General features: G+C 67.4%; 24 protein-coding genes. 11 read left to right on the top strand and 13 right to left on the bottom strand.

Annotated elements, in window-relative coordinates; genetic code table 11:
- The first annotated feature begins 132 nt into the window (after positions 1-132).
- The 6 genes from VIK36_RS14490 to VIK36_RS14515 are packed head-to-tail and all read left to right on the top strand — an operon-like array spanning position 133 to position 6,545.
- Positions 133-1,620, top strand: coding sequence for a hypothetical protein (locus tag VIK36_RS14490; protein ID WP_324642473.1), 1,488 nt, complete (start codon positions 133-135; stop codon positions 1,618-1,620).
- Positions 1,610-2,248 (top strand): DUF4129 domain-containing protein, encoded by a 639-nt coding sequence (locus tag VIK36_RS14495; protein ID WP_324642474.1) that lies wholly within the window; start codon positions 1,610-1,612, stop codon positions 2,246-2,248. Before VIK36_RS14490 ends, VIK36_RS14495 begins: the two co-directional genes overlap by 11 nt.
- Positions 2,245-3,483: a DUF4350 domain-containing protein gene (locus tag VIK36_RS14500; RefSeq protein ID WP_324642475.1), complete on the top strand. Its 1,239-nt coding sequence runs from the start codon at positions 2,245-2,247 to the stop codon at positions 3,481-3,483. The genes VIK36_RS14495 and VIK36_RS14500 overlap by 4 nt, the downstream gene beginning before the upstream one ends.
- Entirely contained in the window at positions 3,480-4,493 is a 1,014-nt protein-coding gene (locus VIK36_RS14505; RefSeq protein ID WP_324642476.1) for a MoxR family ATPase, read from the top strand. Before VIK36_RS14500 ends, VIK36_RS14505 begins: the two co-directional genes overlap by 4 nt.
- Entirely contained in the window at positions 4,493-5,785 is a 1,293-nt protein-coding gene (locus VIK36_RS14510) for a DUF58 domain-containing protein (RefSeq protein WP_324642477.1), read from the top strand. Before VIK36_RS14505 ends, VIK36_RS14510 begins: the two co-directional genes overlap by 1 nt.
- A 46-nt stretch (positions 5,786-5,831) precedes the next feature.
- A complete protein-coding gene (locus VIK36_RS14515) occupies positions 5,832-6,545 on the top strand; it encodes a DUF4166 domain-containing protein (RefSeq protein WP_324642479.1) in 714 nt (237 codons plus the stop codon).
- Here the strand turns inward: VIK36_RS14515 and VIK36_RS14520 are convergent, their stop codons facing one another.
- The 9 genes from VIK36_RS14520 to VIK36_RS14560 form a co-directional block, all read right to left on the bottom strand.
- Positions 6,546-7,538, bottom strand: a complete 993-nt coding sequence (locus tag VIK36_RS14520) for a hypothetical protein (RefSeq protein ID WP_324645290.1) — start codon at positions 7,536-7,538, stop codon at positions 6,546-6,548. It abuts the gene before it with no gap.
- A gap of 134 nt (positions 7,539-7,672) precedes the next feature.
- On the bottom strand, positions 7,673-8,080 hold the full coding sequence (locus VIK36_RS14525) for a chorismate mutase (protein ID WP_159631548.1): 408 nt from the start codon (positions 8,078-8,080) through the stop codon (positions 7,673-7,675).
- A gap of 113 nt (positions 8,081-8,193) precedes the next feature.
- Positions 8,194-9,888, bottom strand: coding sequence for an ABC transporter ATP-binding protein (locus tag VIK36_RS14530; RefSeq protein ID WP_324645291.1), 1,695 nt, complete (start codon positions 9,886-9,888; stop codon positions 8,194-8,196).
- Between the two features lie 32 nt (positions 9,889-9,920).
- Complete coding sequence (locus VIK36_RS14535; protein ID WP_324642481.1) at positions 9,921-10,967, bottom strand: ABC transporter permease; 1,047 nt, start codon at positions 10,965-10,967, stop codon at positions 9,921-9,923.
- A 1-nt stretch (position 10,968) separates the two neighbouring features.
- The gene (locus tag VIK36_RS14540; RefSeq protein ID WP_255172674.1) at positions 10,969-12,060 is read right to left on the bottom strand and encodes an ABC transporter permease; all 1,092 of its coding nucleotides are present in this window, start codon (positions 12,058-12,060) and stop codon (positions 10,969-10,971) included.
- Between the two features lie 127 nt (positions 12,061-12,187).
- Positions 12,188-13,828, bottom strand: coding sequence for an ABC transporter substrate-binding protein (locus VIK36_RS14545; protein WP_324642482.1), 1,641 nt, complete (start codon positions 13,826-13,828; stop codon positions 12,188-12,190).
- 252 nt (positions 13,829-14,080) lie between these two features.
- Positions 14,081-15,214: a tRNA 2-thiouridine(34) synthase MnmA gene (gene mnmA / locus VIK36_RS14550; protein WP_324642483.1), complete on the bottom strand. Its 1,134-nt coding sequence runs from the start codon at positions 15,212-15,214 to the stop codon at positions 14,081-14,083.
- Positions 15,215-15,365: 151 nt separating this feature from the next.
- Positions 15,366-16,595, bottom strand: coding sequence for a cysteine desulfurase family protein (locus tag VIK36_RS14555; protein WP_324642484.1), 1,230 nt, complete (start codon positions 16,593-16,595; stop codon positions 15,366-15,368).
- A gap of 47 nt (positions 16,596-16,642) precedes the next feature.
- Entirely contained in the window at positions 16,643-17,302 is a 660-nt protein-coding gene (locus VIK36_RS14560; protein ID WP_324642486.1) for a helix-turn-helix transcriptional regulator, read from the bottom strand.
- An 88-nt stretch (positions 17,303-17,390) separates the two neighbouring features.
- Here VIK36_RS14560 and VIK36_RS14565 point away from each other — a divergent pair, with 88 nt between their 5' ends.
- Positions 17,391-17,813: a hypothetical protein gene (locus VIK36_RS14565; RefSeq protein WP_324642487.1), complete on the top strand. Its 423-nt coding sequence runs from the start codon at positions 17,391-17,393 to the stop codon at positions 17,811-17,813.
- Positions 17,814-17,916: 103 nt separating this feature from the next.
- On the opposite strand, the gene VIK36_RS14570 is transcribed toward VIK36_RS14565, so the two are convergent.
- On the bottom strand, positions 17,917-18,612 hold the full coding sequence (locus VIK36_RS14570) for a hypothetical protein (RefSeq protein ID WP_324642488.1): 696 nt from the start codon (positions 18,610-18,612) through the stop codon (positions 17,917-17,919).
- 196 nt (positions 18,613-18,808) lie between these two features.
- On the opposite strand from VIK36_RS14570, the gene VIK36_RS14575 reads away from it, so the two are divergent.
- From VIK36_RS14575 to VIK36_RS14590, 4 genes are all read left to right on the top strand, one after another.
- On the top strand, positions 18,809-19,750 hold the full coding sequence (locus tag VIK36_RS14575; protein WP_324642489.1) for a J domain-containing protein: 942 nt from the start codon (positions 18,809-18,811) through the stop codon (positions 19,748-19,750).
- 23 nt (positions 19,751-19,773) lie between these two features.
- The gene (locus VIK36_RS14580; protein WP_255172680.1) at positions 19,774-20,241 is read left to right on the top strand and encodes a tRNA (cytidine(34)-2'-O)-methyltransferase; all 468 of its coding nucleotides are present in this window, start codon (positions 19,774-19,776) and stop codon (positions 20,239-20,241) included.
- 207 nt (positions 20,242-20,448) lie between these two features.
- Complete coding sequence (locus VIK36_RS14585; protein WP_255172681.1) at positions 20,449-21,057, top strand: sigma-70 family RNA polymerase sigma factor; 609 nt, start codon at positions 20,449-20,451, stop codon at positions 21,055-21,057.
- A gap of 10 nt (positions 21,058-21,067) precedes the next feature.
- Positions 21,068-21,928, top strand: a complete 861-nt coding sequence (locus VIK36_RS14590) for an anti-sigma factor (RefSeq protein ID WP_324642490.1) — start codon at positions 21,068-21,070, stop codon at positions 21,926-21,928.
- A gap of 78 nt (positions 21,929-22,006) precedes the next feature.
- Here VIK36_RS14590 and VIK36_RS14595 read toward each other — a convergent pair whose 3' ends face one another.
- The 3 genes from VIK36_RS14595 to VIK36_RS14605 are packed head-to-tail and all read right to left on the bottom strand — an operon-like array spanning position 22,007 to position 24,543.
- The gene (locus VIK36_RS14595; RefSeq protein WP_255172682.1) at positions 22,007-22,786 is read right to left on the bottom strand and encodes a PIG-L deacetylase family protein; all 780 of its coding nucleotides are present in this window, start codon (positions 22,784-22,786) and stop codon (positions 22,007-22,009) included.
- 4 nt (positions 22,787-22,790) lie between these two features.
- The gene (locus tag VIK36_RS14600; RefSeq protein WP_324642491.1) at positions 22,791-23,738 is read right to left on the bottom strand and encodes an electron transfer flavoprotein subunit alpha/FixB family protein; all 948 of its coding nucleotides are present in this window, start codon (positions 23,736-23,738) and stop codon (positions 22,791-22,793) included.
- Between the two features lie 13 nt (positions 23,739-23,751).
- A complete protein-coding gene (locus VIK36_RS14605) occupies positions 23,752-24,543 on the bottom strand; it encodes an electron transfer flavoprotein subunit beta/FixA family protein (RefSeq protein WP_255172684.1) in 792 nt (263 codons plus the stop codon).
- Between the last annotated feature and the right edge of the window lie 223 nt (positions 24,544-24,766).

Consider the following 24,766-nt stretch of genomic DNA (forward strand, 5'->3'; position numbering starts at 1 on the left):
TTCCGGGCATGGCGGGACACTAGGCCGGCCGACGGCGGAACTATAGTCTTGGGGTCATGCCCTGCATTGCCGGTGCGCGCCTTCCGGCGGCCGGCACGCGGGGCAGGCGGACTGATATGGGGGAGGAAATCAGTGTCAGCTCAGGAGCCGGAGCGCGGGGAGCCCACGCCGGCGTGGCCCGGCAACAGACATGACGACGGCGGGTCCGCCGGCGCCGGAGGACCCGGCCCGGCACCTGCCTGGGAGCAGCCGTGGGCGCCGCCGGCAGGCCGGCAATCGGACACAGGCAAGCAGCCCGGCCCAGGGCAGCAATTCGCCGCCGAACAGCAGCCCGGCCCAGGGCAGCAATCCGCCGCCGAACAGCAGTGGGCGCCAGTGCACCCGGCGCAGCAGGCACCCGGGTGGGAGGAACGGCGGCCCTGGCAACAGCAGTCGCCGCAGCAACCGCCCCAGTGGCAACAGCGTGGACAGTACCCCTACTCCGACGCGCCGCACTCCGGCCCGCCCTACCCCCGTGTGCCGTACCCCGGTGCGCCTTACGGAGCCTCCCCCTACGGACAGCCCCGCTATGTCGCCCCGCCAAAGCCGGGCATCATCCCCCTGCGTCCCCTGATGTTCGGGGAAATCCTGGATGGCTCGTTCCAGGGCATCCGGCGCAATGCCAAGGCGATGCTGGGCGCCGGCATCCTGGCCCAGTCCCTGTCGGCCATCCTCGCCGCAGTGCTTACAGGGGTCGTTGCAACGTCGTCCGGGTCGATTGAATCCTGGGCGACGACCGCCAGCAGCGCCGACGTCGCATCCCTCGGGATTGGGCTGATGGTTACCTTTGCCTTTCTGTCCATCCTGTCCGTCTTCATGTCCGTGGTGCTCCAGGGCGCCATGGTGGTCCCCGTGGCAAGGTCCGTCCTGAACAGGCCCACCGGCTTCCGGCGCATGCTGTCCTTGGTGCGTCCACGGATCGGGGCGCTGATCAGGCTGGCCGCCGTGCTGGTGGCTGCCGCAGTGGCCGCGATAGCGCTCTTCTTCGCCGTCATCGTGCTCCTGTTCTCCAATGTCCGCGGCGCGGCAGCGCTGCTGGTCATCCCGCTGATGATGGGCTTCGCCGTCCTGTTCCTCTGGGTGGCGATCAAGCTCATGGTGGCGCCTGCCGCCGTCGTCATCGAAGAACTGGGCGCCCTGGCCGGACTGCGCCGCTCGTGGGCCCTCACGCGGGCAAACTGGTGGCGCATCCTTGGCATCACCCTGGTGGTGGGAATCCTGGTCGCTGTCATCACCCAGGTGGTCCTGATCCCCGCAAGCATCCTGCCGACGGTCCTGTCAGGAGTCGTCTCGCCGCACGGCGGCAGCGGGCAGGACGCGACGCTTACCGTGGTCATCAGCATCATTACCGCGGTGGTCGGTGCCCTGGTGGGTGCGGTGGGCTACGCCTTCCAAACGTCTGTCATGGCCTTGCTCTACATGGACCTGCGGATGCGCAAGGACGGCCTGGACATCGTGCTGCTGCGCGACCTGGAGACCGGGGCGGATCCCGACGGGATCCCGGGCCGGAACGCCGGGACCGGCAGCACCCCGTACTCCGGGTACGGCACAGCCCCGGGGGCATGGCCGTATGGCCGCTGAGCCGCCGGTGCTGCCCGGAGCCGACGAGGCCCGGCGATGGGCGGCAGAAGAGTTGGCCAAACCTGAATACCGGGACGCCGCCCCCTCCTGGCTGGACACACTGTGGCGGAACTTCCTCGACTGGCTGCAGTCCCTTGACGGCTCGCCCGGGGATGCCGCACCGGTGCCCAGCCCCGTCATCGCCCTCGTCATTGCCGTCATCATCGCCGCCGCCATCCTCCTTGCCCGCCCCCGGCTGAACGCGCGGGCACGAGAGGCCAGCGACGTGTTCGAAAGGGAAACCGCACTGACCGCCGGGGACTACCGGAACCGCGCGGAAGCCGCAGCCGCAGCCGCACAATGGGGCGACGCCGTCGTCGACCGTTTCCGTGCGGTGGTCCGCAGCGCCGAGAACCGGACCATCCTTGATCCGCAGCCGGGCAGGACGGCAGATGAAGCCGCGCAGGCGCTGTCCGTGCCGTTCGCCGGTGAATCCCGGCGCCTGGCCCGGGCAGCGGCCACATTTGACGGCATCCGCTACGGAAACAGGGCAGCGGGCAGTGGCGATTACCAGGAAATGGTGGCACTGGACGCGGCATTGGATGCCATGAAACCTGCCGCCGCCGGCAGCACGGTGACACAGTTATGAGCGGACCCACCATTGCCGGCACGGAGCCTGGACAAGGCACGGACGCGGCCCAAGGAACGCGGCAGTCCCAAGGACCTGATCCGACGGGCCGGAAACTCTTGGCCGGCTCGCTGATGAGGTGGCTGCGGCAGCATCGTGCTGCCACCGCAGCAGCAGCGGTGGTGGCAGCTGCACTGGCCCTGGTCATCGGTACGCAGCTGGCGCCCAAGGGTGACAGGCTGCCCCTTTCAGTCCACAATGCCGGACCGGAGGGGGCCAGGGCGCTGGGCGAAATCCTGGGCCGGCACGGAGTTTCTGTCCACACCCCCGGCCGGTTCGACGCTGCGCTGGACGACCTGCACTCAAGCTCCTCCCCCACCCTCCTGCTCTATGACAGGAACGGTGTGCTGGACAGGCAGCAGCTGGCCGGCCTGATGGCTGCTGCTGACCGCATTGTGGTGGTCACCCCCAGGCTGGACACCCTCGCCGCCCTTGACAGCGGCATCCACCAGGCCGGCGTCGTCCCCGACGCCTCTCCGGTCCTTGACCCCGGCTGCACCCAACCTGACGCAGAAGCAGCAGGACAGGTCACGGGCAACAAGGGATTCGTGTACGACGGCGGCACCACCTGCTACCGTGCGGCAGGAACCGCCGGGATGCTTGCCGTCAGCGGTGACGGCCGGCTGGCCGTCCTGGGTAGCACGGCGGTCCTGGGCAACGACAAACTGGACGAGCTGGGAAACGCCGCCCTCGCGGTCCGGCTGCTCGGCGCGGCCCCGGATCTCGTCTGGTACCTGCCCTCGATCGAAGATGCAGCGGCCAACGGGTCCGGGAAAACCCTCGACGACCTTGCACCGGGCTGGGCCCGCTTCCTGGGCCCCTGGCTGCTGCTGGTGGCAGTCGTTGCCATCCTATGGCGTGGCCGCCGGCACGGGCCGCTGGTGTTCGAACCGTTGCCCGTGGTGGTCAAGGCGGTTGAAACGGCGGAAGGCCGCGCCCGGCTCTACCAGGACTCCCGTGCCGTCGACCAGGCCCGGGACAACCTGCGCGCCGGCCTGCTGGTGCGGCTCTCCGGAAAACTGCGGCTGGGGCCCGGCGCCACAGCGGAGGACACGATTGCCGCAGCAGCCCGGCTCCTTGGCAGGGACCCGGCCGGCGTCCGCGCCTTGGTTAATGAACGCCCCACAACAGAAGCCCGGCTGGTGGCCTGGTCCCAGGCCCTGGACAAACTGGAGAAAGAGGTCATGACCCGATGAGTGAACAGAGCAGTGGCCCGGGGGTCCTGAACCCCACAGACCCCAACAGCCCGATGAACGACGACGGCCCACGGCAGGCGCTGCTTGCCGTCCGCCGCGAGGTGGCCAAGGCAGTGGTGGGACAGGATGCCACGGTCACGGGCCTGCTGATCGCCCTGCTTTCGCAGGGGCATGTGCTGCTGGAAGGCGTACCGGGGGTCGCCAAGACCCTGCTGGTCCGGGCGTTGTCCTCCGCCCTGAGCCTGGACACCAAGCGGGTGCAGTTCACCCCCGACCTCATGCCCGGCGATGTCACGGGATCGCTGGTTTACGACTCCCATACGTCCGAGTTCAGCTTCCGGGAAGGACCGGTCTTCACCAACCTCCTGTTGGCCGATGAGATTAACCGGACCCCGCCAAAAACCCAGGCTTCCCTCCTCGAAACCATGGAAGAGCGGCAGGTGTCCGTGGACGGGGCAGCCAGGCGTCTCCCGGCCCCGTTCCTGGTGGCGGCAACCCAGAACCCGGTGGAATACGAGGGGACGTATCCGCTGCCCGAGGCGCAACTGGACCGGTTCCTGCTCAAGCTGACCATGCCCTTGCCCGGACGCGGCGAGGAGATTGAGGTCATCCGCCGGCATGCCGCCGGATTCGATCCCCGGGACCTGGCAGCAGCAGGGGTCCGGGCCGTGGCGGGCGCGGAGGACCTGGAACGGGCACGGGAAGCTGTGAACCGCGTAGCGGTGGAACCGGAAATTATCGGCTACATCGTTGACCTGGTGCGCGCCACCAGGGCCGCTCCCTCCTTCCAGCTTGGTGTTTCACCGCGCGGTGCCACTGCCCTGCTGAATACATCCAGGTCTTGGGCCTGGCTCTCGGGGCGTCCTTTCGTCACCCCCGACGACGTCAAGGCCCTGGCCTTGCCCTGCCTGCGGCACCGGGTGGCGCTGCAGCCCGAAGCCCAAATGGACGGGGTCCGGGTGGACGACGTCCTGGGCAGCATCCTGGCCTCCGTCCCTGTTCCCCGCTGATGGCCGTCTCGGGGCGCTTCGTGGCGGTGGTGCTGCTGGGCCTGGTGCCGGTGCTGCTGTTCCCGGGATGGTTGACCGTGTTCACCACGGCCGCCGTGCTCGTTGCCCTGTTGGGCGTCGACCTGTTGTTGGCAGGATCCCCCAAGCGGGTGGGTGCGGTACGCGCGGAGCCGGAGAACGTCACGCTCAACAACGCGGTGGAGGCGGTCCTCACGCTCCGCAACGGGGGCACCCGCAGGCTCCGGGGATCGTTCAGGGACGGGTGGCAACCATCAGCGGGCGCCCAAAATCCCGTCCAGGCCATCGACGTCCCGGCCGGCGAAAGCAGGCGGTTCGCGGTCAGGCTCCGGCCGGTCCGTCGGGGGGACCTGGCTGCACCGCATGTGACCATCCGTTCCTATGGTCCGCTCCGCCTGGCAGCCCGGCAGCGGACCATCGATTGCCCCGGCTCGGTGCGGGTGCTGCCGCCGTTCCATTCCCGCCGGCATCTGCCCTCGAAGCTGCGGAAGCTGCGCGAACTCGACGGCAAGGCCGCCGTCCAGATCCGTGGCGCCGGCACGGAGTTCGATTCCCTGCGTGACTATGTCCGCGGCGATGACGTGCGGTCCATTGACTGGCGCGCCACGGCCAGGCGCTCCTCGGTGGTGGTCAGGACCTGGCGCCCGGAACGGGACCGGCGGGTGGTCATGGTCCTGGATACCTCCCGCACGTCCGCGGCGAGGATCGCCGACGAAACGCGGCTGGACACCGGGATCGAGGCTGCGCTCCTCCTGGGCGTGCTGGCCGAACGGGGCGGCGACCGGGTGGACTTCGTGGCCTTCGACCGCAGGACCCGGGCGCGCGCCGGTTCCGCAGGCCAAGGCAACATCCTGGGCCGGCTGGTCCAGGCGATGGCTCCCCTTGAGGCAGAGCTGATCGAGATGGACTGGCCGGCTGTCCCGGCGCAGGTCCGCGCCGTCTCCGCGCACCGGTCCCTCGTGGTGCTGCTGACGTCGCTGGACAGCGGAGCTCCCGAGGAAGGCCTGCTGCCCGTGGCGGAGCGGCTGGCCAGCCAGCACGTGGTGGTGGTGGCGGCGGTCCGCGACCCCCAGCTGGGCACCATGCTCCGGGAACGCAGCGACGCCACCGGTGTCTTCCGTGCGGCTGCCGCCGAGCGCGCCCTCCTGCAGCGCGCGGCGGTCACCGCCGAACTGCGCCGCTACGGCGCAGAGGTGGTGGACGCGGAGCCCCACGACCTGCCACCCCGGCTTGCGGACATGTACATCCGGCTCAAGGCTGCCGGTAGATTGTGAAGCCGGAGGCAGACAGCGCCGCCGCAGGCAACAGGAGGTCCACGTTATGAGCGTCCCCATCTACCGGCAGGCCCTGGGCTCCGGGTTCTCCCGGCTGCAGCCAGAGCTTCAGGAGTACTTCTCGCTGGCACCGGGTTCCGGACAGTACGGGGTAGGGGAAGGAACGTTCGACGTCGTGGGGTGCCGCCAGCGGTGGCTGCGCCCTTTGCTGCGGCTGGCGGGCGGGGAAGAGGCCTTTTTCCCGGAATACGGTGAGAACATCCCGTTCCGGATCGAGAACCACGTCCACCAGGATCCGTTCGGCCGCTCCAGCCTTACCGCCCGCCGTGAAATCCGCTTCCCGGACCGCACCCGGCTCTTCCAGGACACCACCAGTGCCACCCGAAGGGATGGCAACACCCAACTGGTGGACTACGTGGGACGCTACCGGCGGCTGGTGACGGACCTGAACCTGAGTGTCACGGCCGAGGGAAGGCTACGTGGCGTTTCTGAGGCATCGAGGCTCTTCGTGGGTCCTCTGCGGGTACCGCTCCCGGCCGCCCTCGACGCCAAGGCTTACGCCGAGCAGTGGTGGGACCCGGCCGAAGGCAGCGATGGACGGCACCGCATCCAGGTGAAGGTCATCCAGCCGCAGATCGGCCTGGTCCTGGTGTACGCCGGGGCCTTCGACTACCGCTTGCGCCCCTACACCGGCGGCAGTTCCGCCCAAAGCTACCTGCCCCGCTACGCCCAGCCGGACCGCTGGGAGAACAGGGTGTAGCTAACCCAGCGCCTGCTGGTTCAGGCCGTCGGCCACCTGGGTGAGCATGTGCAGGACGGCCGTGGCCTGGGCGGGTGTGTGGCCGGCCAGCCCTTCCGAGGGCGTCACCCGGATAGCGCCCAGCAGCGACGGCGGCAGGCCCAGCTGGCGCCAGGGTCGCCAGACGGATTCCACGCACTGGGCCACTTTGGGCAGGCGACCGCCGGCAGGCACGTCCAGGGCACCGGCCCAGAACTGTTTTCCAGCCTCCACCGCTCCGGCCACCTGCTCCCACTGGCGGTTGGTCAATGCCTTCAGCGGCAACGCGACGCCGTCAGCCCCTGCCGAGAGGGCCAGGTCGATGGGGGCTTCGATTTCGGGGAAGGACACGACAACCTCGGCTGCACCGGCGGCCCGCAGGGAGTCCAGGACCAGGCGCCAAGACTCGCGTGCTTCCGATTCCGCAATGGCGCGGAGGGTGCGGTAACCGCTGGCGGTGGGTATGGTCCCGGCCAGGACGGCGGCAATGGCGGGCTCGTCCACCTGCACCACGAGCCGGGCGCCGGGCACGGCCGCGGCCACCCTGTTGAGGTAACCGGCCACGCCCGCCGCGAGGGAGGCGGCCAGGTCCCTTCGGGCGCCGTAGTCCAGCAGGGCGCGTTCACCGTTGTGCAGGTACAAGCCGGCGGCAAGGCTCAGCGGTCCCACCAACTGCACTTTGAGTTCACCCGCCGATACGTCTTCCGCGCCGACAACATCGGCCAGGACGTTCAGGTCGGTCGACAGCGCCGACGCTGCCCGCCGCATGTCCTTGCCCGGGCGGTCCACGAGCCGCCAGCCGTGCGGCTGCACATCCACCGCGAGTTCCTCCAGGAGGGAGGCGGTACGGCCCAGGGCGTCGGAACCGACCCCACGGTCCGGCAGTTCAGCCAGGAAGGGAAGGTGCGGGCTGCCAAGCTCCCCGCGGATGCTCCTGGCGGCTTCCAGCGGATCCTCGCCCGGCCAAGGGCCCAGGCCGGTGGCCGTGACTTCTTTGGCCCTGGCCTGGGTGGAAGAGGCTGCGTTTAATGAGGAAGCGTTTGATGGATCACCGGTGAAAGGGGCGCCCGCCGGAAGCGGGCCGGCGCCCGCATGGCGCTGTTCCCGGTTCACGCCAGCGCGGAGGTCTGCGGTTGCTGGCCGGAGGAGGCCTGGTGGTCCTCGGCAATGGCCTCGTGGTGGCGGATCACTTCGCCGATGATGAAGTTGAGGAACTTCTCGGCGAAGGCCGGGTCGAGGTGGGCATCCTCGGCAAGGCGGCGCAGCCGGGCGATCTGCGCGGCTTCACGCCCCGGGTCACCGGCGGGGAGGCGGTGGTTTGCCTTCAGGAAGCCCACTTTTTGCGTCGCCTTGAAGCGCTCGGCCAGGAGGTACACCAAGGTGGCGTCGATGTTGTCAATGCTGGAGCGGATGGACAGCAGTTCAGCCATCACCGAATCGTCCACGTGGCCTGCAAGCGAGCTGGCGGATGGATCAAATTCGTCGGCGCCAGGAGAGCTGGGGTTGTGCTGCGTCATGGCTCCAGTCTAGGGGAGCCGGAGGAACCACCGCGGGTGTGAAGCGCCGGTGCCGCCCATCTGGCGGCACCGGCGCTGTCCGTGGCAGGACTGCCTGCAGGACTTCCTGCGGGTCAGATTCCCAGGAGCGCGCGGTGCTCCTCCCGGCGTTTGGCCTGTTCGGCCGGGTCCGGCACCGGCAGGGAGGCGATCAGCCGGCGGGTGTAGTCGTGCTGGGGGTTGCCCATGACCTGGCTGCCGATCCCCTGCTCCACCAGTTTGCCCTTGTACAGCACGCCCACCCAGGAGGACAGGATGTCCACCACGGCAAGATCGTGACTGATGAACAGGCAGCCGAACCCGAACTCTTCCTGGATGTCCCGGAAAAGCTCGAGAACTTTTGCCTGCACCGAAACGTCGAGGGCCGACGTCGGCTCATCCGCTATCAGCAGCCTGGGGTTCAGGCTCAGTGCCCGCGCCAGTGATGCCCGCTGCCGCTGGCCGCCGGACAGTTCGTGCGGGTACCGTCCCGCATACGACGCCGGCAGCTGGACGGATTCAAGCAACTCGCCAACGCGCTTGCGGGCCTGGGCGTCGCTTGGCCGGGTGTGGATGAGCATGGGTTCGGCGATGCACTCGCCGATGGTCAACTGCGGGTTGAAGGAGGCGGCGGGGTCCTGGAACACGAAGCCGATGTCCTTGCGCAGGGGTTTGAACGTGCGTTCCCGAAGGTTCAGCATCTCGTAGCCCAGTACTTTGAGGCTGCCGCCGGTGGTTCGGTTCAATCCGGCGATGGCACGGCCGATGGTTGTCTTGCCGGAGCCCGACTCCCCCACCAGGCCGAAGACCTCACCCCTGGCCAGGGTGAAGCTGACACCGTCAACGGCTTTGAAGGCCGGTGTCCCCAGCCGACCCGGGTACTCAATCTCCAGGTTGTCGGCGGCCACCAGCACTTCCTCATCCTGGTGGGGCCGCTCGGTGAGGCCTTCCGACGCCGAATTGCGGCCCAGGTGCGGCACCGCGGCAAGGAGGTTGCGGGTGTAGTCCTGCTTTGGTTCAGCGAAGAGCGTCTTCGCGGGGGCTTCCTCCACGACGTCGCCCTGGTACATCACCACTACCCGGTCCGCCAGGTCGGCCACGACCCCCATGTTGTGGGTGATCAGCACGATCGAGGTGCCGTATTTGTCCCGAAGGTCCCGGAGGAGTTCCAGGATTTCCGCCTGGACGGTGACATCCAGGGCGGTGGTGGGCTCGTCGGCAACAATCAGGCCGGGGTTCAGCGCCAGGGCGGCCGCGATCACCACGCGCTGCTTCTGGCCGCCGGAAAACTGGTGCGGGTAGTAGTTGACCCGGTGCTCGGGGTCGGGGATGCCCACCTTGCCCAGCGCCTCGATGGCCCGGGCTTTGGCCTCCTTGGCAGACACACGTCCCCCGCCGTTGGCACCGGCGTGGGCACGGATGCCTTCGGCAATCTGCCAACCGACGGTGAACACGGGGTTCAGGGCGGTGGAGGGCTCCTGGAACACCATGGCCACGTCCCGGCCGCGGATTTGGCGCAGCCGGCTGGGGCTGAGGCTGATGACGTTGGCACCGTTGATCAGCACCGCGCCGGAACTCACAGCCGTTTCCGGGAGCAGGCCCAGGATGGTCTTTGCGGTGACGGTCTTGCCGGAGCCGGATTCCCCCACAATGGCCAGGACCTCACCCGCCTTGACGTCCAGGCTCACATCCTTGACGGCGTACACGTCGCCACCGTCCGTGGCGAAGGTGACCTTCAGGTGGTCGATGTCCAGGACTGTCTTCCGGTCCTGCTCCAGACGGCCGGACAGTGGACCGGGATTTTCGGAACCGGGGTTTTCGCTCACGGGTTGCTCAATTCTGTTTCGGGGCCGGATTCATGCGGAGCCGCGGGCCCAGCAGGAGTGGCCGGTACGCCAGCGGGTGCCGCCTTGCGGCTGCTGCGCTTGCGGCCGCGGAGTCGCGGATCGTTGAGGTCGTTAATGCTTTCGCCCACCAGCGTCAGCCCGAGGACGGTCCAGACAATGGCCAGGCCGGGGAACAGCCCGGTCCACCAGATGCCCGATGTGGTGTCCGCGAGCGCCTTGTTCAGGTCGAAGCCCCACTCGGCCGCCGAGCTCGGCTCAATGCCGAAGCCCAGGAAGCCCAGCCCGGCCAGGGTCAGAATGGCTTCGGAGGCGTTGAGGGTGAAGATCAGCGGCAGGGTCCGGGTGGCATTGCGGTAGATGTGCCGGGTCATGATGCGGATGTTGGAGGCACCCACCACCTTTGCGGACTCGACGAAGGGCTCCGCCTTGAGCCGGATGGTCTCGGCACGGATCACCCTGAAGTACTGCGGGATGAACACCACCGTGATGGAAATGGCGGCGGCCAGGATCCCGCCGAACAGGCTGGACTGTCCACCACTGATGACGATGGCCATAACGATGGCCACCAGCAGTGACGGGAAGGCATAGATGGCATCGGCCACGACCACCAGGACGCGGTCCAGCCACCCCCCGATGTAACCACTGACCAGGCCGAGGATGACACCGGCGAAAATTGAGAGGATGACGGCCACGATGATGACCAGGAGCGCCGTCTGCGTACCCCAGATCACGCGGGACAGGACGTCGTAACCGCCCACCGTGGTGCCGAGGAGGTGCTTGCCGCCGGGCGCCTGCTGGGTGGGGAAGCTGCCGTCAGCGTCCGACAGCTGCGCGAAGCCATAGGGGGCCAGCAGCGGCGCGGCAAGGGCCGTCAGCAGGAAGATGCTGGTGAGGACGAGCCCCACCACCAGCATGAAGCGCTGCAGTCCGACGCTCTTGTTGAAGTGCGAAACAACCGGCAGCCGCCGGATCATGGATGCCCGTGGGTTGGCGACGGGTTCAAGGGTGGTATCGGCAGACATTTCAGTACCTCACGCGGGGGTCGATCAGCGCGGCGATGATGTCCACGATGAAGTTGGTGACGGCGACGATGACGGCCAGCAGCACCACGATGCCCTGGACAGCTACGAAGTCGCGCGCCGTGAGGTAATTGGCGAGCTGGAACCCGAGGCCTTTCCATTCGAAGGTGGTCTCAGTCAGCACGGCGCCTCCGAGCAGCACCGCAATCTGCAGGCCCATGACTGTGATGATCGGGATCAGCGCCGGCTTGTAGGCGTGCTTGGTGACCAGGCGGAACTCGCTGACGCCGCGTGAACGGCCGGCCTCGATGTAGTCCTTGCCCAAGGTGCCGATGACGTTGGTCCGGACAAGGCGCAGGAAGACTCCGGCCGTCAGGAAGCCCAACGCCACCGCCGGAAGGACAGCATGTGACATGACGTCGCTGAAGGCGGCCATGTTTCCGCTGCGCAGGGCGTCCAGCCAGTAGATGCCGGTGGGTGCCTCCAGCGCGGTGAGGGACAGTTCCGTCCGGGTGCCTGCGCGGCCCGCTACCGGCAGCCAGCCCAGCCACACGGAGAACACGAGTTTGAGCAGCATGCCCGCGAAGAAGACGGGGGTGGCGTAGAACAGGATGGCCAGGATCCGGAGCACTGCATCCGGCAGGTGGTCGCGCCGGTGGGCGGCGACCATGCCAAGCGGGATCCCCACCAGCAGCGCGACGATGAGCGCGTTGATTGCCAGCTCCAAGGTGGCCGACCCGTAGGTGGTCAGCATCTCGGTGACCTTGCGGTTGTCCGAGAGGGTGGTGCCGAAGTTCCCGGTGACCAGTTGGCCCAGGTATTCGAAGTACTGCACGAGCAGGGGCCGGTCGTATCCGGCGGCGTGGATCCGTTCCTGCAGCTGTTCCGGGGGCAGCCGGCCGCCCATGGCGGCGGTGATGGGGTCACCGGTGATCCGCATCAGGAAGAACACCATGGTGACGAGGATGAGGATGGTGGGGAAGATCAGGAGGAAGCGGACCAGGATGTACTGGCCCAGCCCTCCGCCTGTTTGTTTTTTCTTGGGCGGAAGGAGTGCGTCGGCGTCACTGGGTGGCGCGTCAATCAAAGTTGTCATCGGTACCTGGATTCGTGGTGACCGGGAGCCAGCAGTCCCCTCGTTGCTGGCTGATGACCGGCAAAAGGCGGGACACCGTTGCGGCGTCCCGCCTCTGGCCCGTCAGAGCCCGATGGGGGTGGAGTGCTTACTTGGACAGGACGCCAAGGCGGGTCTTGAAGGACGGATCAAGGGTCTTTTCGACACCCTTGACGTCCTTCCCGGCCACCAGCAGCTGCGAGCCCTGGAGGAGCGGCAGCGTGGACAGGTCCTTGGCAACGGCCGTCTGGACGTCGCCGATCAGCTTCTGGCGCTCGGTCTTGTCCGGCGTGGTGAGCTGCTTCTGCACGAGGTCCGTGACCGTGGGGTTCTCGTAGTGGTTCTTCAGGAAGTTGCCCGGGATGAAGAACGGCGTGAGGTAGTTGTCTGCATCCGAGTAGTCCGGGAACCAGCCCAGCTGGTAGACGGGGTAGGCGTCGGCGGTACGGGCCTTGGAGTAGGTCACCCATTCGGTGGACTGCAGGTCCACGGTGAACAGGCCCGACTTCTCCAGCTGCTCCTTGATCATGGCGTACTCATCACCGGAGGACTTGCCGTAGTGGTCGGGGTTGTATTGCAGCTTCACGTTGACCGGGCCGGTGACTCCGGCGTCCGCCAGGGTCTTCTTGGCCTTGTCCAGGCTCGGTTTGCCGTTGCCGTCGCCGTACAGCTCCTTCATGGGCTGGGTTGCTCCGGGCAAGCCGTCCGGAACCACGGAGTACGCCGGGACGTAGGTGCCCTTGTAGACCTGGTCGGAGATGGCCTGGCGGTCCACGATGTCAGCCATGGCCTGCCGCACCGCGAGGGCCTTGGCGGGGTTGGCTTCCGGTGTCTTGGCGCCGAAGGGCATGGTGTCGAAGTTGAAGACGATGTAGCGCAGTTCGCCGCCGGGTCCCTTGTACACCTTGACCTTGGAATCCTTGTCCAGGTCTGCGGCGTCGGTTGCGGTCAGGCTGCGGCCGGCAACGTCGATATTGCCGCCCTGGACGTCCAGCTTGAGGTTGTTGGAGTCGGCGTAGTACTTGATGACGGCGCTGTCATTGGCCGGCTTGCCCAGCAGTCCACTGTAGTCAGCGTTGGCCTTGAGGCTGACAAGTTCGTTCTTCTTGTAGGAATCGATGGTGTAGGGGCCGGCAAAGGGCTTGCCGGCGACGATGTCCTCATCGCTCATCACCTTGTCCGCCGGGAAGACTTCCTCGTCGACGATGGGGCCGGTGTTGGTGCCCAGGACACTGGGGAACACCTGGTCATTCCCTGCTTTGAGGTTGAACACCACAGTGGTGTCGTCCTTGACGTCAACGGACTTGAGGTTCGAGAGCAGGGACGCCGGTCCGTTGGGGTCGTCGATCTTCACCACGCGGTCGTAGGAGAACTTCACGTCCGAAGCGGTAAGCGCGTGGCCGTTGGCGAACTTCAGGTTGGGCTTGAGCTTCACCGTGAACTCTGTCGGTGAGGTAAAGGACGCGGACTCAGCGATGTCCGGGCTGACCTCAGCCGAGCCGGGCTTGGAGTTCATCAGGAAGGGGTAGACCTGGTTCATCACCAGGAAGGACCCCGCGTCGTAGGAGCCGGCGGGGTCGAGGGTAACGACTTTGTCCGTCGTTCCGAAAGTGATGGCACCGCCACCGGCATTTCCGGTAGACGTTCCTCCGCCGCCGCCGCCCGAGGGCCCTGTGCAGGCTGTCAGGGCCAGGGCGGAGATGCCTGCCAGCGCGATGGCGCGGTGCAGGGCCGTTGTGCTCTTGATCATCTGTGAACTTCTTTCCGATGAGTACGCGCACGCCCGCGGTCATAGGTTGATAGCCCCAGACGCCGGCGTGCAGTGCTGATCCCTAGATTGAATCAGAGAGTCAGCCCTCAGGACGGCCGTTCTTGTGAGTTCAAACACAAAATTTTCCTAAAAGTTACCCGACGGGGCCCAGCAGCACCGTCAAGGGACGCCCGCCCGGGTACAGCAAAGCACCGCCACGGCAGAACCGTGGCGGTGCTGAAGGCGGCCGGGTTACAGCGCGGCGCGCTGGAGCGAGCGGGCGGCGTCGATGGTGGCCTGGCCCAGCACCCTGCTGCCCTGGTACAGCACCACCGTCTGGCCCGGTGCGACGCCGCGCAGCGGCGTCACCAGACGGACCACCAACTGGCTTGCCCGGGTGCCTTCAGTGGAGGGCTCCATCCGAGCGGTGGCCGGAACCGGGTCCCCGTGCGCCCGGACCTGCGCGTAGCATTCGAACTCGGCGCCTGTTTCCACCTCGGCGATGGGCAGGCCCGCCCAGGAGACCTTGATGCCGCGGATCTCATCGATGGCCAGCAGCGCCTCGGGGCCCACCACCACTTTGTTTTCCTTGGGCCGGATTTCCAGGACGAAGCGGGGCTTGCCGTCGGCGGCGGGGGTTCCGAGTTTGAGGCCGCGCCGCTGGCCGACGGTGAAGGCGTTGGCGCCGGGGTGCTCCCCTACCTTCGCGCCGGTTTCATCCACGATGTCACCCTGGGCCATGTCGATCTTCTCGGCCAGCCAGCCGGCGGTGTCGCCGTCGGGAATGAAGCAGATGTCGTGGCTGTCGGGTTTGTTGGCGACGGAGAGGCCCCGCCGTTCCGCTTCGGCACGTACCTCAGCCTTGGAGGGGGTGTCCGCCAGCGGGAACATGGAATGCTTGAGCTGCTCGTGGGTGAGGACGCCCAGGACGTAGCTCTGGTCCTTGGCCCAGTCCGCCGCACGGTGCAGTTCCCGGTTCCCGTCAGCGTCCTCGATGACCTTGGCGTAGTGGCCCGTGCAGACGGCGTCGAAGCCCAGCGCGATGGCCTTTTCCAGCAGGGCGGCAAACTTGATGCGCTCGTTGCAGCGCATACAGGGGTTCGGCGTCCGGCCGGCGGCGTATTCGTCAATGAAGTCCTGAACGACGTCTTCCTTGAAGCGCTCGGAGAAATCCCACACGTAATAGGGAATGCCCAGAACGTCGCAGGCACGCCAGGCGTCCCGGGAATCCTCGATGGTGCAGCAGCCGCGGCTGCCCGTGCGCAGGGTGCCCGGCATGCGCGAAAGGGCCAGGTGGACGCCGACGACGTCGTGCCCGGCTTCCACCGCGCGGGCGGCGGCAACGGCAGAGTCAACTCCACCGCTCATGGCTGCTAGTACTCGCATGCTGGCTTTCTGTTGGGGGATGCCCGCTGCCCGGGGCCGTGCTTGACGTACCGGCGGCGGAAACGATCTTCGCCTATCCATTCTACGGCGGCAGGCAAATCAGCCCGCTTCACGCCCGGCGGAGCGGGCGGCAGGACGCGCCGGCTGGGGCTCAAGCGCCCGGAAAGCCCTGCCGGGCCGCGGTCCCCGCGGTCTGGATGGAGGACTCGTGTCCAGCCATGCCGGCCTGGCGCGCCCGCGAATAAGCTTCGGGCAGCGCTGCAAGGAGGGCGTCGACGTCGGCTTCCGTGGAGGCGTGCCCCAGGCTGAACCGCTGGGCTCCGCGCGCCGTTTCCTCGTCCAGGCCCATGGCCAGCAGCACGTGGGAGGGGCGGGGCACCCCTGCCGTGCAGGCTGAACCCGTGGATGATTCGATGCCGGCAAGGTCGAGGAGGAACAGCAATGAGTCCCCTTCACAGCCCGGGAACGTGAAGTGCGCATTGCCCGGGAGCCGGCGGTCGCCGGGCGCTCCGCGGAGGACTGCCTCCGGAACGCGTTCGCGGACGCCGTCGACCAGCCGGTCGCGCAGTGCTGCGATCCGGGCCGCCTCGGCGGGCAGCCCGGCAGCGACAGACTCCGCGGCGGCAGCGAAGGCAGCGATGGAGGCGGTGTCCAGCGTCCCGGACCGGACGTCGCGCTCCTGGCCGCCGCCATGCTGCACCGGCGTCAGTTTGACGGCCCGCCCCAGCAGGAGTGCGCCTACACCCACCGGACCGCCGATCTTGTGCCCGGAGATGGACATGGCATCCAGGCCGGAATCCTTGAAGTGCACCGGCACTGAGCCGAACGCCTGGACGGCGTCGGAATGCACCGGGACGCCGGCGGCGTGCGCCAGTTCCACAATCTGCCCGATGGGCTGGATGGTGCCTACCTCGTTGTTGGCCCACATGACAGTCACCAGCGCCACCGAGCCGGGGTCGCGGGAGAGTTCTTTCTTGAGGACCTCAAGGTCCACAACGCCGTCACCGTCCACCGGCAGCCATGCCACTTCGGCACCTTCGTGGCGTTCGAGCCATTCCACCGTGTCCAGGACTGCGTGATGTTCGACGGCGGAGCAGAGGATGCGGCGTCGCCCTGGCTCTTCTGCCACCCGGGACCAGTACATGCCCTTCACGGCGAGGTTGTCCGCCTCGGTGCCTCCGGACGTGAAGATGACCTCCGAGGGATGGGCGCCGGCCGCGGCCGCGATGGCCTCTCTGGCGTCTTCGACGGCACGGCGCGCCCTGCGGCCGGAGCCGTGCAGCGACGAGGGGTTGCCGGTCCGTGCCAGTTCACGCGTCAAGGCAGCGAGCGCGGCACCGGAAAGCGGCGTGGTGGCGGCGTGGTCGAGGTAGGCGGGCATCCTCTAATTCTATCGTGGCCGGTCCCGGTGGCCGCCGCGTGGAGCGGTCAGCTCCCGCCGGTAATCCGTGCGCAGCAGTGGCCTGCAACGGGGACAACCCGGTCCTCGGCGCCGCCGCAGCCAACCGTAGCCCCCCGCAGGAAGGCGCCGTTCATGTCGCACACCACTGCGGCGTGCGCCCGCGACAGCCGGTGGAACGGGCAGTTGGGCAGCAGGTAGCCCCCGTCCCCGTCAGGCTCCGGCTGATAGCCCGTTTCTGCCAGGAACTCTTCCAGGCCTGCGGAACCTTCTGCCAGTGCCCGGCCTTTCCGGAAAGCGACGGCGCGCAATGACTCCCCCACCGCCAATCCTTCGGCCTCGGTGGCCTCGATGGCCTCGGCCATCAGCTCCCCGGCGAGGTCGTAGTTCCGGTCCGGTACGGACGCTCCCACTTCACTTCCAACCGGCCGGTACATCTTGGCGGGACGACCTGACCCCGGACCGGTCCTGCCGGCGGGCTTGTGGAATTCCACGGCCAGCAGGCCGCCCTGGACCAGCCTGTCCAGGTGGAAGGAGACGGTGCTGCGCGCCATGCCGGCAGTTTCGGCCAGCTCGTCGCGTCCCAGCGGGCGTGGTGAGGCCGCGACCAGTTCAAAAAGCTGCAGTCTCTTGGCGTCGGTCAGCGACGCAACGGCAGCAATCCTGTCCGCCCAGGGAAGTCGGTACATGGCGCCTCCAATTCCAAAGTCAAGATGTATTGATTATAGATCGCCATCTTTCTAAAATTGACATACCTACTTTTAGAAGGAGAGCACCATGAAATCAGCATCGGCAATGCGGGCCCAGCATGCACCAACCACCGTGCCGCCGGCGCGGCAGGCGTTCCTGCTGCTGCGTACCGTGTTCACCGTCGCACCGATCCTTTTCGGCCTGGACAAATTCACCAACATCCTCACGCACTGGACCGTGTACCTGGCACCCCAGGCCACGGCCGTCGTGCCGCTGCCGGCCCAGACCTTCATGTACATCGTGGGGGTCGTGGAAATCATCGCGGGCGTGGCCGTGGCAGTGCGTCCTAAATACGGCTCGTTGATCGTGGCCGCGTGGCTGGCCGGAATCATCATCAACCTGCTCCTGCTGGGCAGCTTCTACGACGTCGCTCTGCGTGACTTCGGGCTGCTGGTTGGCGCCTTGGCCCTCAACCGGCTGTCAATGGGGACCAGCCGGACCACTGCGTGACTCCCCAGGCGTTGGCCGGGCGCAGGACATTGCAGCCACACAGACCCGCCGGCGGCTGAGCCCTCCAGTTGCCGGCGGTTTTGCGCCTGCAAACGGCAGGGCCTTACGCGGTCGGCGGCACCAGCGGCAGGTACCGGGCCACGTCCTGGCGGGCCGCACCAAGTGTTGCCGCATCCGGGCAGGACACCGATACGTAGGCCGATGACCCGGCAGTACCAAAAACCCTTGCCAGTACCGCAATGGCGCGCCCGCCGGGAGCTGCCTGCTCCAGGGCCAGCACCTCCACGTTCCGGCCGGGAGCCTCCGGGGTACCGCCCCACTGCAGGGTTGCCGTCTTCAAGTACGAGGGCTGGATGGTTGCGTCCAGGTACTGGAAGAGGGCAACAGTGGACTCCCGGTCGTCACCACGGACCAGCGCTGCCTGGCCGGTGGCAGCCCGTGCGGAAACGATGCAGCCATCGGCCTTGGCATATTGGCTGGCACCGGCCACGTTTTCCTTCGCCAGCTGCCAGCCCGGCGCACCTTTGAGCTCATCGGAGATTGCCACGGGCACTCCGGGAGCCAGGTCACCGCCGGCAGCGAAGGACATATCACGCGCAGCCACCGCGGCGGCATCATGGCCGGGGGTGATGGTGGGAGTGGCCGGCACCGGAGTGCCGTCAGGGGCTGCGGTGACGGAGGGATCCCGGACGTCCACGCTGCAACCGCTTAGAAGCACGGCACCCAGGCAGCCGATCACCAGGGCTGCTCCCCCGCGCCATGCCCTGCCGGCCCGCTCCGCCGTCGTCGGCATCTCCATCTCCACTCCGTCGCATCCCCTTATACCGGTGTTCGCACCGCGCACGCACGAGTTTAGACGCCGGCCTCCCGGGAACCCACCAGCCCGGAATGTTCGTTGTCACCGCAGGCGCACCATCCATGCTGGCTAGACTGGGCGGGCGCTCCGCTTTCCCGCCGGGACTGAGGAAGCCGCGCACCAAGAGAAGGAAGATTGCTTGACCGAGAGCAGCAGCTCCCATTACCAGGTCCTTCGGGTGGCCGTCACCGCCACCGAGAAAGAAATCAAGGTGGCCTACCGCCGCGCGGCCAGGATGGCCCATCCGGACCACGGGGGCGACGCCGCAACGTTCCGCCGCGTTACCGCTGCCTATGAGACGCTGATCGATCCGCAGCGCAGGAAGGCGTACGACCGCTCCTATGGCGCGGGAACGGTCCGGGATGCTTCGTCCGACGACGGCGCCCACTTTGATGCCCCCGCCGCTGGAAGCCGGGCGTCCGCCACCGTCCACCGGCCGGGCAACGCCAGGAATACAGCGGGGGACCCGCCCGTCTACGTTCCCCCCTACGATGGAAACGATGCTCCACTCATCCCGCTGGCACAGGCGCGGCAGCAGGTTCACGGGATGCCTCGAAAGCGGGGAATTTTCGGCGCCGAGGCACGCATCCAGCGGGAGATGCGCACCGTGCAGCTGCTGACCCGCCAGGTTCTGCCGGCCATCCCTGCCGCCCGGCTGGTCAACGGCCTGCAGTCGCCCGCGGACAACAGCCACATCGACCACGCCGTCCTTTCCGGCTACCGGTTGGCCCTGGTCAACTCGATGCTCCTGCCCAGGGGCGCCTACGCCTGGGACGGCCGGACCCTCAACCACGGGGGCCGCGCTGTGGCACCCCCGCAGCTCGCCCGGATGGTGTGGGCCATGCAGGACATCTTTCCCGAGCTGAACGTCACGGGATGGACCGTGGTGCACAGCCCCGACGGCAACCTCCACGAGCCGGTGATCGATCACCACCGCCGCCCCGCAGGCGCCCTGGAAACCGTCCAGATCGTCAATGCAGCGGGCATGGTGCGGGGCCTGAAGGAATTTCTGGCGTCCGGCCCGGCTCCCAACACCGTGAACATCCCGGTCCTGGCCCGGCTGCTGCGCGGCATGCACTGACCGCGGGTAGCTAGGATGGGGGGGTGTTCCGCATCCTTTTCCATGAACCTGAAATCCCCGGCAATACCGGCAACGCCATCCGCCTTGCCGCGATCACCGGTGCCGAACTGCACCTTGTGGAACCCTTGGGCTTCGACTTCTCGGACGCGAAACTGCGCCGGGCAGGGCTCGACTACCATGACCTCGCCGTCGTCACCGTGCACAAGACCATCGAAGTCGCCTGGGAGCACCTGCAGCCCGAACGCGTCTACGCGTTCACCTCGGACGGCACCACCAGCTACACGGACATCGCCTACCGCCCGGGAGATGTGCTGCTCTTCGGACGTGAATCAGTGGGCCTGCCGCCGGAGATGAAAACCGATCCCCACGTGACCGCCACGGTGCGCCTGCCCATGTTGCCGGCCCTCCGTTCCCTGAACCTGGCCAACGCCGCCTCCATCGCGGTGTACGAGGCCTGGCGCCAGCAGGGCTTCGCCGGCGCCAGGATCTAGGCCCGCCGGGCAACGGGTCACGCCGGCACGGAAAAAATTGCCGGCCGCCCCATCCACCCTCCACGCGGCGCCGAATGACTCTTGAAGACATTCGAGCGGACCAAGGAGCGGCAGGTGACCCTACTGGAGGCACGTTCCAGACCGGACAACCGCAGTCGGCACGGCACTGCTGAGGATCCGTCGCCCGGAGACTTATGCTTGGACGTAATGGAAACTCCCAACGCGCCGAATCCCGAAGGCTCCGCCGCGGTGACCGACCCACCTGCAGACCTCAGCCAACGCCTCTCGGCCCTTTTGGCGGGGATTGCCCGCGGGGACCAAGCGGCTTTCGCCGAGTTCTACCAGCTCACGTCCCGCAGGGTCTTCGGTATGGCGCGCCGCGTCCTGATCGACCCTGAACTCAGCGAAGACACCACGCAGGAGGTCTTCCTGCAGGTCTGGCAGAACGCTGCAAAATTCGATCCGCAGGCAGGCAGCCCGCTGTCCTGGCTGATGACCATCTCGCACCGCCGCGCGGTGGACAAGGTCCGGTCGTCGCAGTCCTCCACGGACAGGGAGGCCAAGTACGGCGCCAGCACGCAGGAGATCGACCATGACAGCGTGTCCGACGAAGTGGGCAGCAGGCTGGAGGCCGAGGCGGTGGTCCGCTGCCTGGGGACGCTGACCGAAACGCAGCAGGAGTCCGTGCGCCTTGCTTACTACGGTGGCCTTACCTACCGGGAAGTCGCAGAACGGCTGAACGCAGCAGTGCCCACTATCAAGTCCCGCATCCGCGATGGACTGATCCGATTGAAGACCTGTTTGGGGGTGAGTTGAGATGAGTGGAATGGATGACAGCCGCGACGGCCGGTCACGCGCCTTCGGGGACACTGTGGCCATGGACATCGCTGCCGGCCGCGCCGTCGACCTTGCTGAACTCTACGCCCTGGATGCGGTCACGGAGCAGGAACGCGAAGCCATCGACCGTTACATCTCGACGGCCCCGGAAACGGAACGCCGGGCCTTCCTTGAGCGCGTCCGCCAGTCCAGGGAGGCGCTGGTCCGCACTTTCCGTGCAGAGGAGGAACCGCCGTCGGACCTGTTCCAGCGGATTGTCGCCCAGCTTCCCGCCCAGTTCCCCGGGCAGGACGGGCTGACCGGCGAGGGCGCGCAGGCACCGGCAGGCAGTACGGCACTGCCTCCCCGGCCGGGGCCACAGGATGAACTGGCAGAGGCCCGGAAGCGCCGGGAGCAACGCCGGGGCGGTTCCGGCATGCGCCGGTGGCTGGTGGGAGTGGCAGCGGCAGCAGCCATCGCCCTGGGCGGCGTGGGCGTGGGCGCGTACATGGCAGACCAGAACGATCCCGTCAACCAGGTGGCCAGGGCCAACGACCTGCGTGAGGCCTCCGTGAACGTGGTGGGCGGCGGCAAGGCAACCCTCCTGATCTCCGCGTCAGAGGACGCAGCCGTGGTGAAGATGAGCGGCGTGCCCGCTCCCCCGGCCGGCAAGGTCTACCAGATGTGGCTGATACCCAAGGACGGCTCCGCTCCGGTGTCGCAGGGTCTGATGGACGAGCAGGCGCTGTCCAAGCCTGCCGTGGTCCAGGGCATCCACTCGGCGGCATCACTGGGCATCACTGTCGAGCCTGCAGGCGGCTCCAAGGCACCGACGCTGCCCACGGTGGCCGCGGCCCCACTGGGCGCCTAGCACCCGCAGTAATCGGAAACGCGTTAACCCAGAACGCCCCGTTCCTCCCACCGGAAGGAACGGGGCGCCTGGTTTAACTCAGAATCCGGCGATGGTGCCGGGCCCGTTGATGGCCACCACATGGAATGCTTCCGCGCTGCGCCCCTCCGGGAAGCCGGCCCTGCCGGCGTTCAGGAGCATGCCCTGGCGGACGGTGGCCTCCATGGCCTCCACGTCCGGGTGCTGGCTCACATGGACGTGGATGGCGGCGAGCTTGGCTTCCACCTGGTCGGTGACGTCGACGAAGTGGTTTTCCCGTTCCCCGGGGCCGGCGTAGAGCCACAACCACGGCAGCTTGTACGCATCCAGGCCTGCTTCCGCCAGTTCAGGGTAGGCAAAGGGGTTTTCGAGGGCCGGGTACACCGCGCGGGTCACCGCCTCCCCCACGGCCAGGTGGTCAGGATGGCTCTTTTGGATCCGTTCCCAGTTCCGTTCCGGGTGCATGGCAAGGACGACGTCGGGGCGGATTTGCCGGATCAGCCGCACCACCCCTTTCATCACCTCATGCGACGCCTCGAGGTACCCGTCACGCTGGTGGAGGTAGTGGATGTCGGTGACGCCCACCAGTTCCGCGGCCCGCCGCTGCTCGGCGTCCCGCATGGCGATGATGTCCGCGCGGTGGGCGGGGTCGAAGCCGCCGGCGTCGCCGTCGGTCATGATGCAGTAACTCACCTGCACGCCCGCTGCCGTCCACGCGGCGATGGTACCGGCAGCGCCGAAATCGATGTCGTCAGGATGTGCCGCAAAACAGAGCACCCGCCCAACCCGGTGGATGTCCGGGTTGAACGGGCTCTGTGCCTGCTCGTGGGAGGCAGTCAAAGAATCAGCCTTTTCGCTTCTTGATCTCGGCGGTGGCCTGCGGCAGCACGTCGAACACGTCGCCGATGATCCCGAAGTCGGCGATCTCGAACACCGGCGACTCCGCGTCCTTGTTGACCGCAACAATGACCTTGGACGTCTGCATGCCGGCTTTCTGCTGAATGGCGCCGGAAATGCCGGCCGAAATGTAGAGCTGCGGGGAGACGGTCTTGCCCGTCTGCCCAACCTGCGCGTCATGGCTGATCCACCCGGCATCCGTGGCGGCACGCGATGCACCTACGGCGGCGCCGAGGGCATCCGCCAGTTCCTCGACGGGGCCGAAGTTGCCGTCCATGCCGCGTCCACCGGCCACCACGATGCGGGCATCCGTGAGGTCCGGGCGGCCGCTGGCCACCTTCTGCTCCCGCGCGGTGATCCTGGCCGCAGCGGCTACTGCCGGTACCTCCACGGTGGCGGTCTCCGGGCTGGTGGCCGCGGGAGCCGGTTCCGGAGTGACGTTGTTGGCTTTGAGGGTCAGCACGGAGACAGGGGTGGTGGCCTTGCAGGCGGTGTTGTAGGAGCCGGCGAGGACGGACTTGTGCGCGGTGCCGTCCGGATCGACGGCGACGACGTCGGTGATGACGCCGGCATTCAGGCGGATGCCCAGCCGTGCCGCGATTTCCTTGCCTTCCGGGGAGTTGTCCAGGAGCACGATGCCGGCGCCGGTGCTTTCAGCCGCGGCGGCCAGGTAGGCCGCTTTGGGCGCCACCAGGAAGTCATCCAGGTCATCCGTTGACGGACGCAGGATGGTTCCCACGCCGTATTCGGCGAAGGTGCCGGCGGCGTCGTTGGACAGGTCTCCGTTGAGCGCCACGGCACTCTCGCCGAGGGAACGCGCCAGGGTCAGCAGCTCGAGGCTGCTTTTCTTGAGCGAGGCGCCGGGGTTATCGATGAATACAAGTACTTTTGCCATGTCGGTGTCCCTCTTAGAGCAGCTTCTGGGCGGCCAGGAAGTCAACCAGCTTAATGCCGGCGTCGCCTTCGTCGGTGATGATGGTGCCTGCAGTCCTGGGCGGCCGCTGTTCCGCGCTGGTCACGGTGGTCCAGGAACCGGCGAAGCCCACCTGGGCGGGGTCCACGCCGATATCGGCCAGGGACAGCGTGCTGATGCTCTTGCGCTTGGCGGCGATGATGCCCTTGAAATTGGGGTACCGCGGCTCGTTGATCTGGTCTGTCACGGACACGACGGCGGGCAGCGGCGCCTCCACCGTTTCGGAGGAGGTGTCGGCATCGCGGCGGGCCGTCAGCCGGCCGCCGTCGACCTCAAGCGTGGAAGCGAACGTCACCTGCGGCAGCCCAAGCCGCTCGGCCAGCTGCGCCGGAACAAGGGAGGTCTCCCCGTCGGTGGAAGCCATGCCGGTGATGACCAGGTCCACGTCACCCAGGTGGCGGACGGCGGCTGCAAGCGCAAGGGAGGTGGCTGCGGCGTCGGAACCGGCCAGGGCGTCGTCCGTGAGGTGAACCCCCTCGGTGGCGCCCATCTGCAGCGACTTCTTGACCGCGTTGACGGCTCCTGCAGGCCCCATGCTCAGGGCGATGACCTGGTTGCCCGCCTTGCTGCCGCCGCGTGCCTCCGCCAGTTGCAGTGCTGCCTCGAGCGCGTACTCGTCAAGCTCGGACAGGATGCTTTCGTCGCGGTCGGCGGTATTGCCCTCCCCGTTGAGGTGACGGTCGAACTGGGCGTCCGGTACATGTTTGACCAGGACTACGATCTTCAATGTCTCTTCCACTGTTTCTACAGCAGCCTTCCATGCTTGTGGACAGCCAGCCGGGTGGGACATGGCCGCGATATGCCCGGCAGGCGGGTAGCTCCTAGCTAACCATATCGGCGCGTCCGGGCGCCCTCTTCCGTTAACGCCTGTGTCAGGCTTTTTCGCCGGGACATGCCGACGGCGGCGCCCCCTCAAGTGGGACGCCGCCGTCGTTACTGCCTGGCATTGC

The organism is Pseudarthrobacter sp. LT1 (genome assembly GCF_035621795.1).
In the GTDB taxonomy this organism is placed as follows: domain Bacteria; phylum Actinomycetota; class Actinomycetes; order Actinomycetales; family Micrococcaceae; genus Arthrobacter.

Bases quoted from the DNA above. Each gene is read 5' to 3' on its own strand.
- VIK36_RS14495 (WP_324642474.1), top strand. From the start codon at position 1,610: ATGGCCGCTGAGCCGCCGGTGCTGCCCGGAGCCGACGAGGCCCGGCGA.
- VIK36_RS14500 (WP_324642475.1), top strand. From the start codon at position 2,245: ATGAGCGGACCCACCATTGCCGGCACGGAGCCTGGACAAGGCACGGAC.
- VIK36_RS14505 (WP_324642476.1), top strand. From the start codon at position 3,480: ATGAGTGAACAGAGCAGTGGCCCGGGGGTCCTGAACCCCACAGACCCC.
- VIK36_RS14510 (WP_324642477.1), top strand. From the start codon at position 4,493: ATGGCCGTCTCGGGGCGCTTCGTGGCGGTGGTGCTGCTGGGCCTGGTG.
- VIK36_RS14515 (WP_324642479.1), top strand. From the start codon at position 5,832: ATGAGCGTCCCCATCTACCGGCAGGCCCTGGGCTCCGGGTTCTCCCGG.
- VIK36_RS14525 (WP_159631548.1), bottom strand. From the start codon at position 8,080: ATGACGCAGCACAACCCCAGCTCTCCTGGCGCCGACGAATTTGATCCA.
- VIK36_RS14535 (WP_324642481.1), bottom strand. From the start codon at position 10,967: ATGTCTGCCGATACCACCCTTGAACCCGTCGCCAACCCACGGGCATCC.
- VIK36_RS14540 (WP_255172674.1), bottom strand. From the start codon at position 12,060: ATGACAACTTTGATTGACGCGCCACCCAGTGACGCCGACGCACTCCTT.
- VIK36_RS14545 (WP_324642482.1), bottom strand. From the start codon at position 13,828: ATGATCAAGAGCACAACGGCCCTGCACCGCGCCATCGCGCTGGCAGGC.
- mnmA (WP_324642483.1), bottom strand. From the start codon at position 15,214: ATGCGAGTACTAGCAGCCATGAGCGGTGGAGTTGACTCTGCCGTTGCC.
- VIK36_RS14555 (WP_324642484.1), bottom strand. From the start codon at position 16,595: ATGCCCGCCTACCTCGACCACGCCGCCACCACGCCGCTTTCCGGTGCC.
- VIK36_RS14560 (WP_324642486.1), bottom strand. From the start codon at position 17,302: ATGTACCGACTTCCCTGGGCGGACAGGATTGCTGCCGTTGCGTCGCTG.
- VIK36_RS14565 (WP_324642487.1), top strand. From the start codon at position 17,391: ATGAAATCAGCATCGGCAATGCGGGCCCAGCATGCACCAACCACCGTG.
- VIK36_RS14570 (WP_324642488.1), bottom strand. From the start codon at position 18,612: ATGGAGATGCCGACGACGGCGGAGCGGGCCGGCAGGGCATGGCGCGGG.
- VIK36_RS14585 (WP_255172681.1), top strand. From the start codon at position 20,449: ATGGAAACTCCCAACGCGCCGAATCCCGAAGGCTCCGCCGCGGTGACC.
- VIK36_RS14590 (WP_324642490.1), top strand. From the start codon at position 21,068: ATGGATGACAGCCGCGACGGCCGGTCACGCGCCTTCGGGGACACTGTG.
- VIK36_RS14600 (WP_324642491.1), bottom strand. From the start codon at position 23,738: ATGGCAAAAGTACTTGTATTCATCGATAACCCCGGCGCCTCGCTCAAG.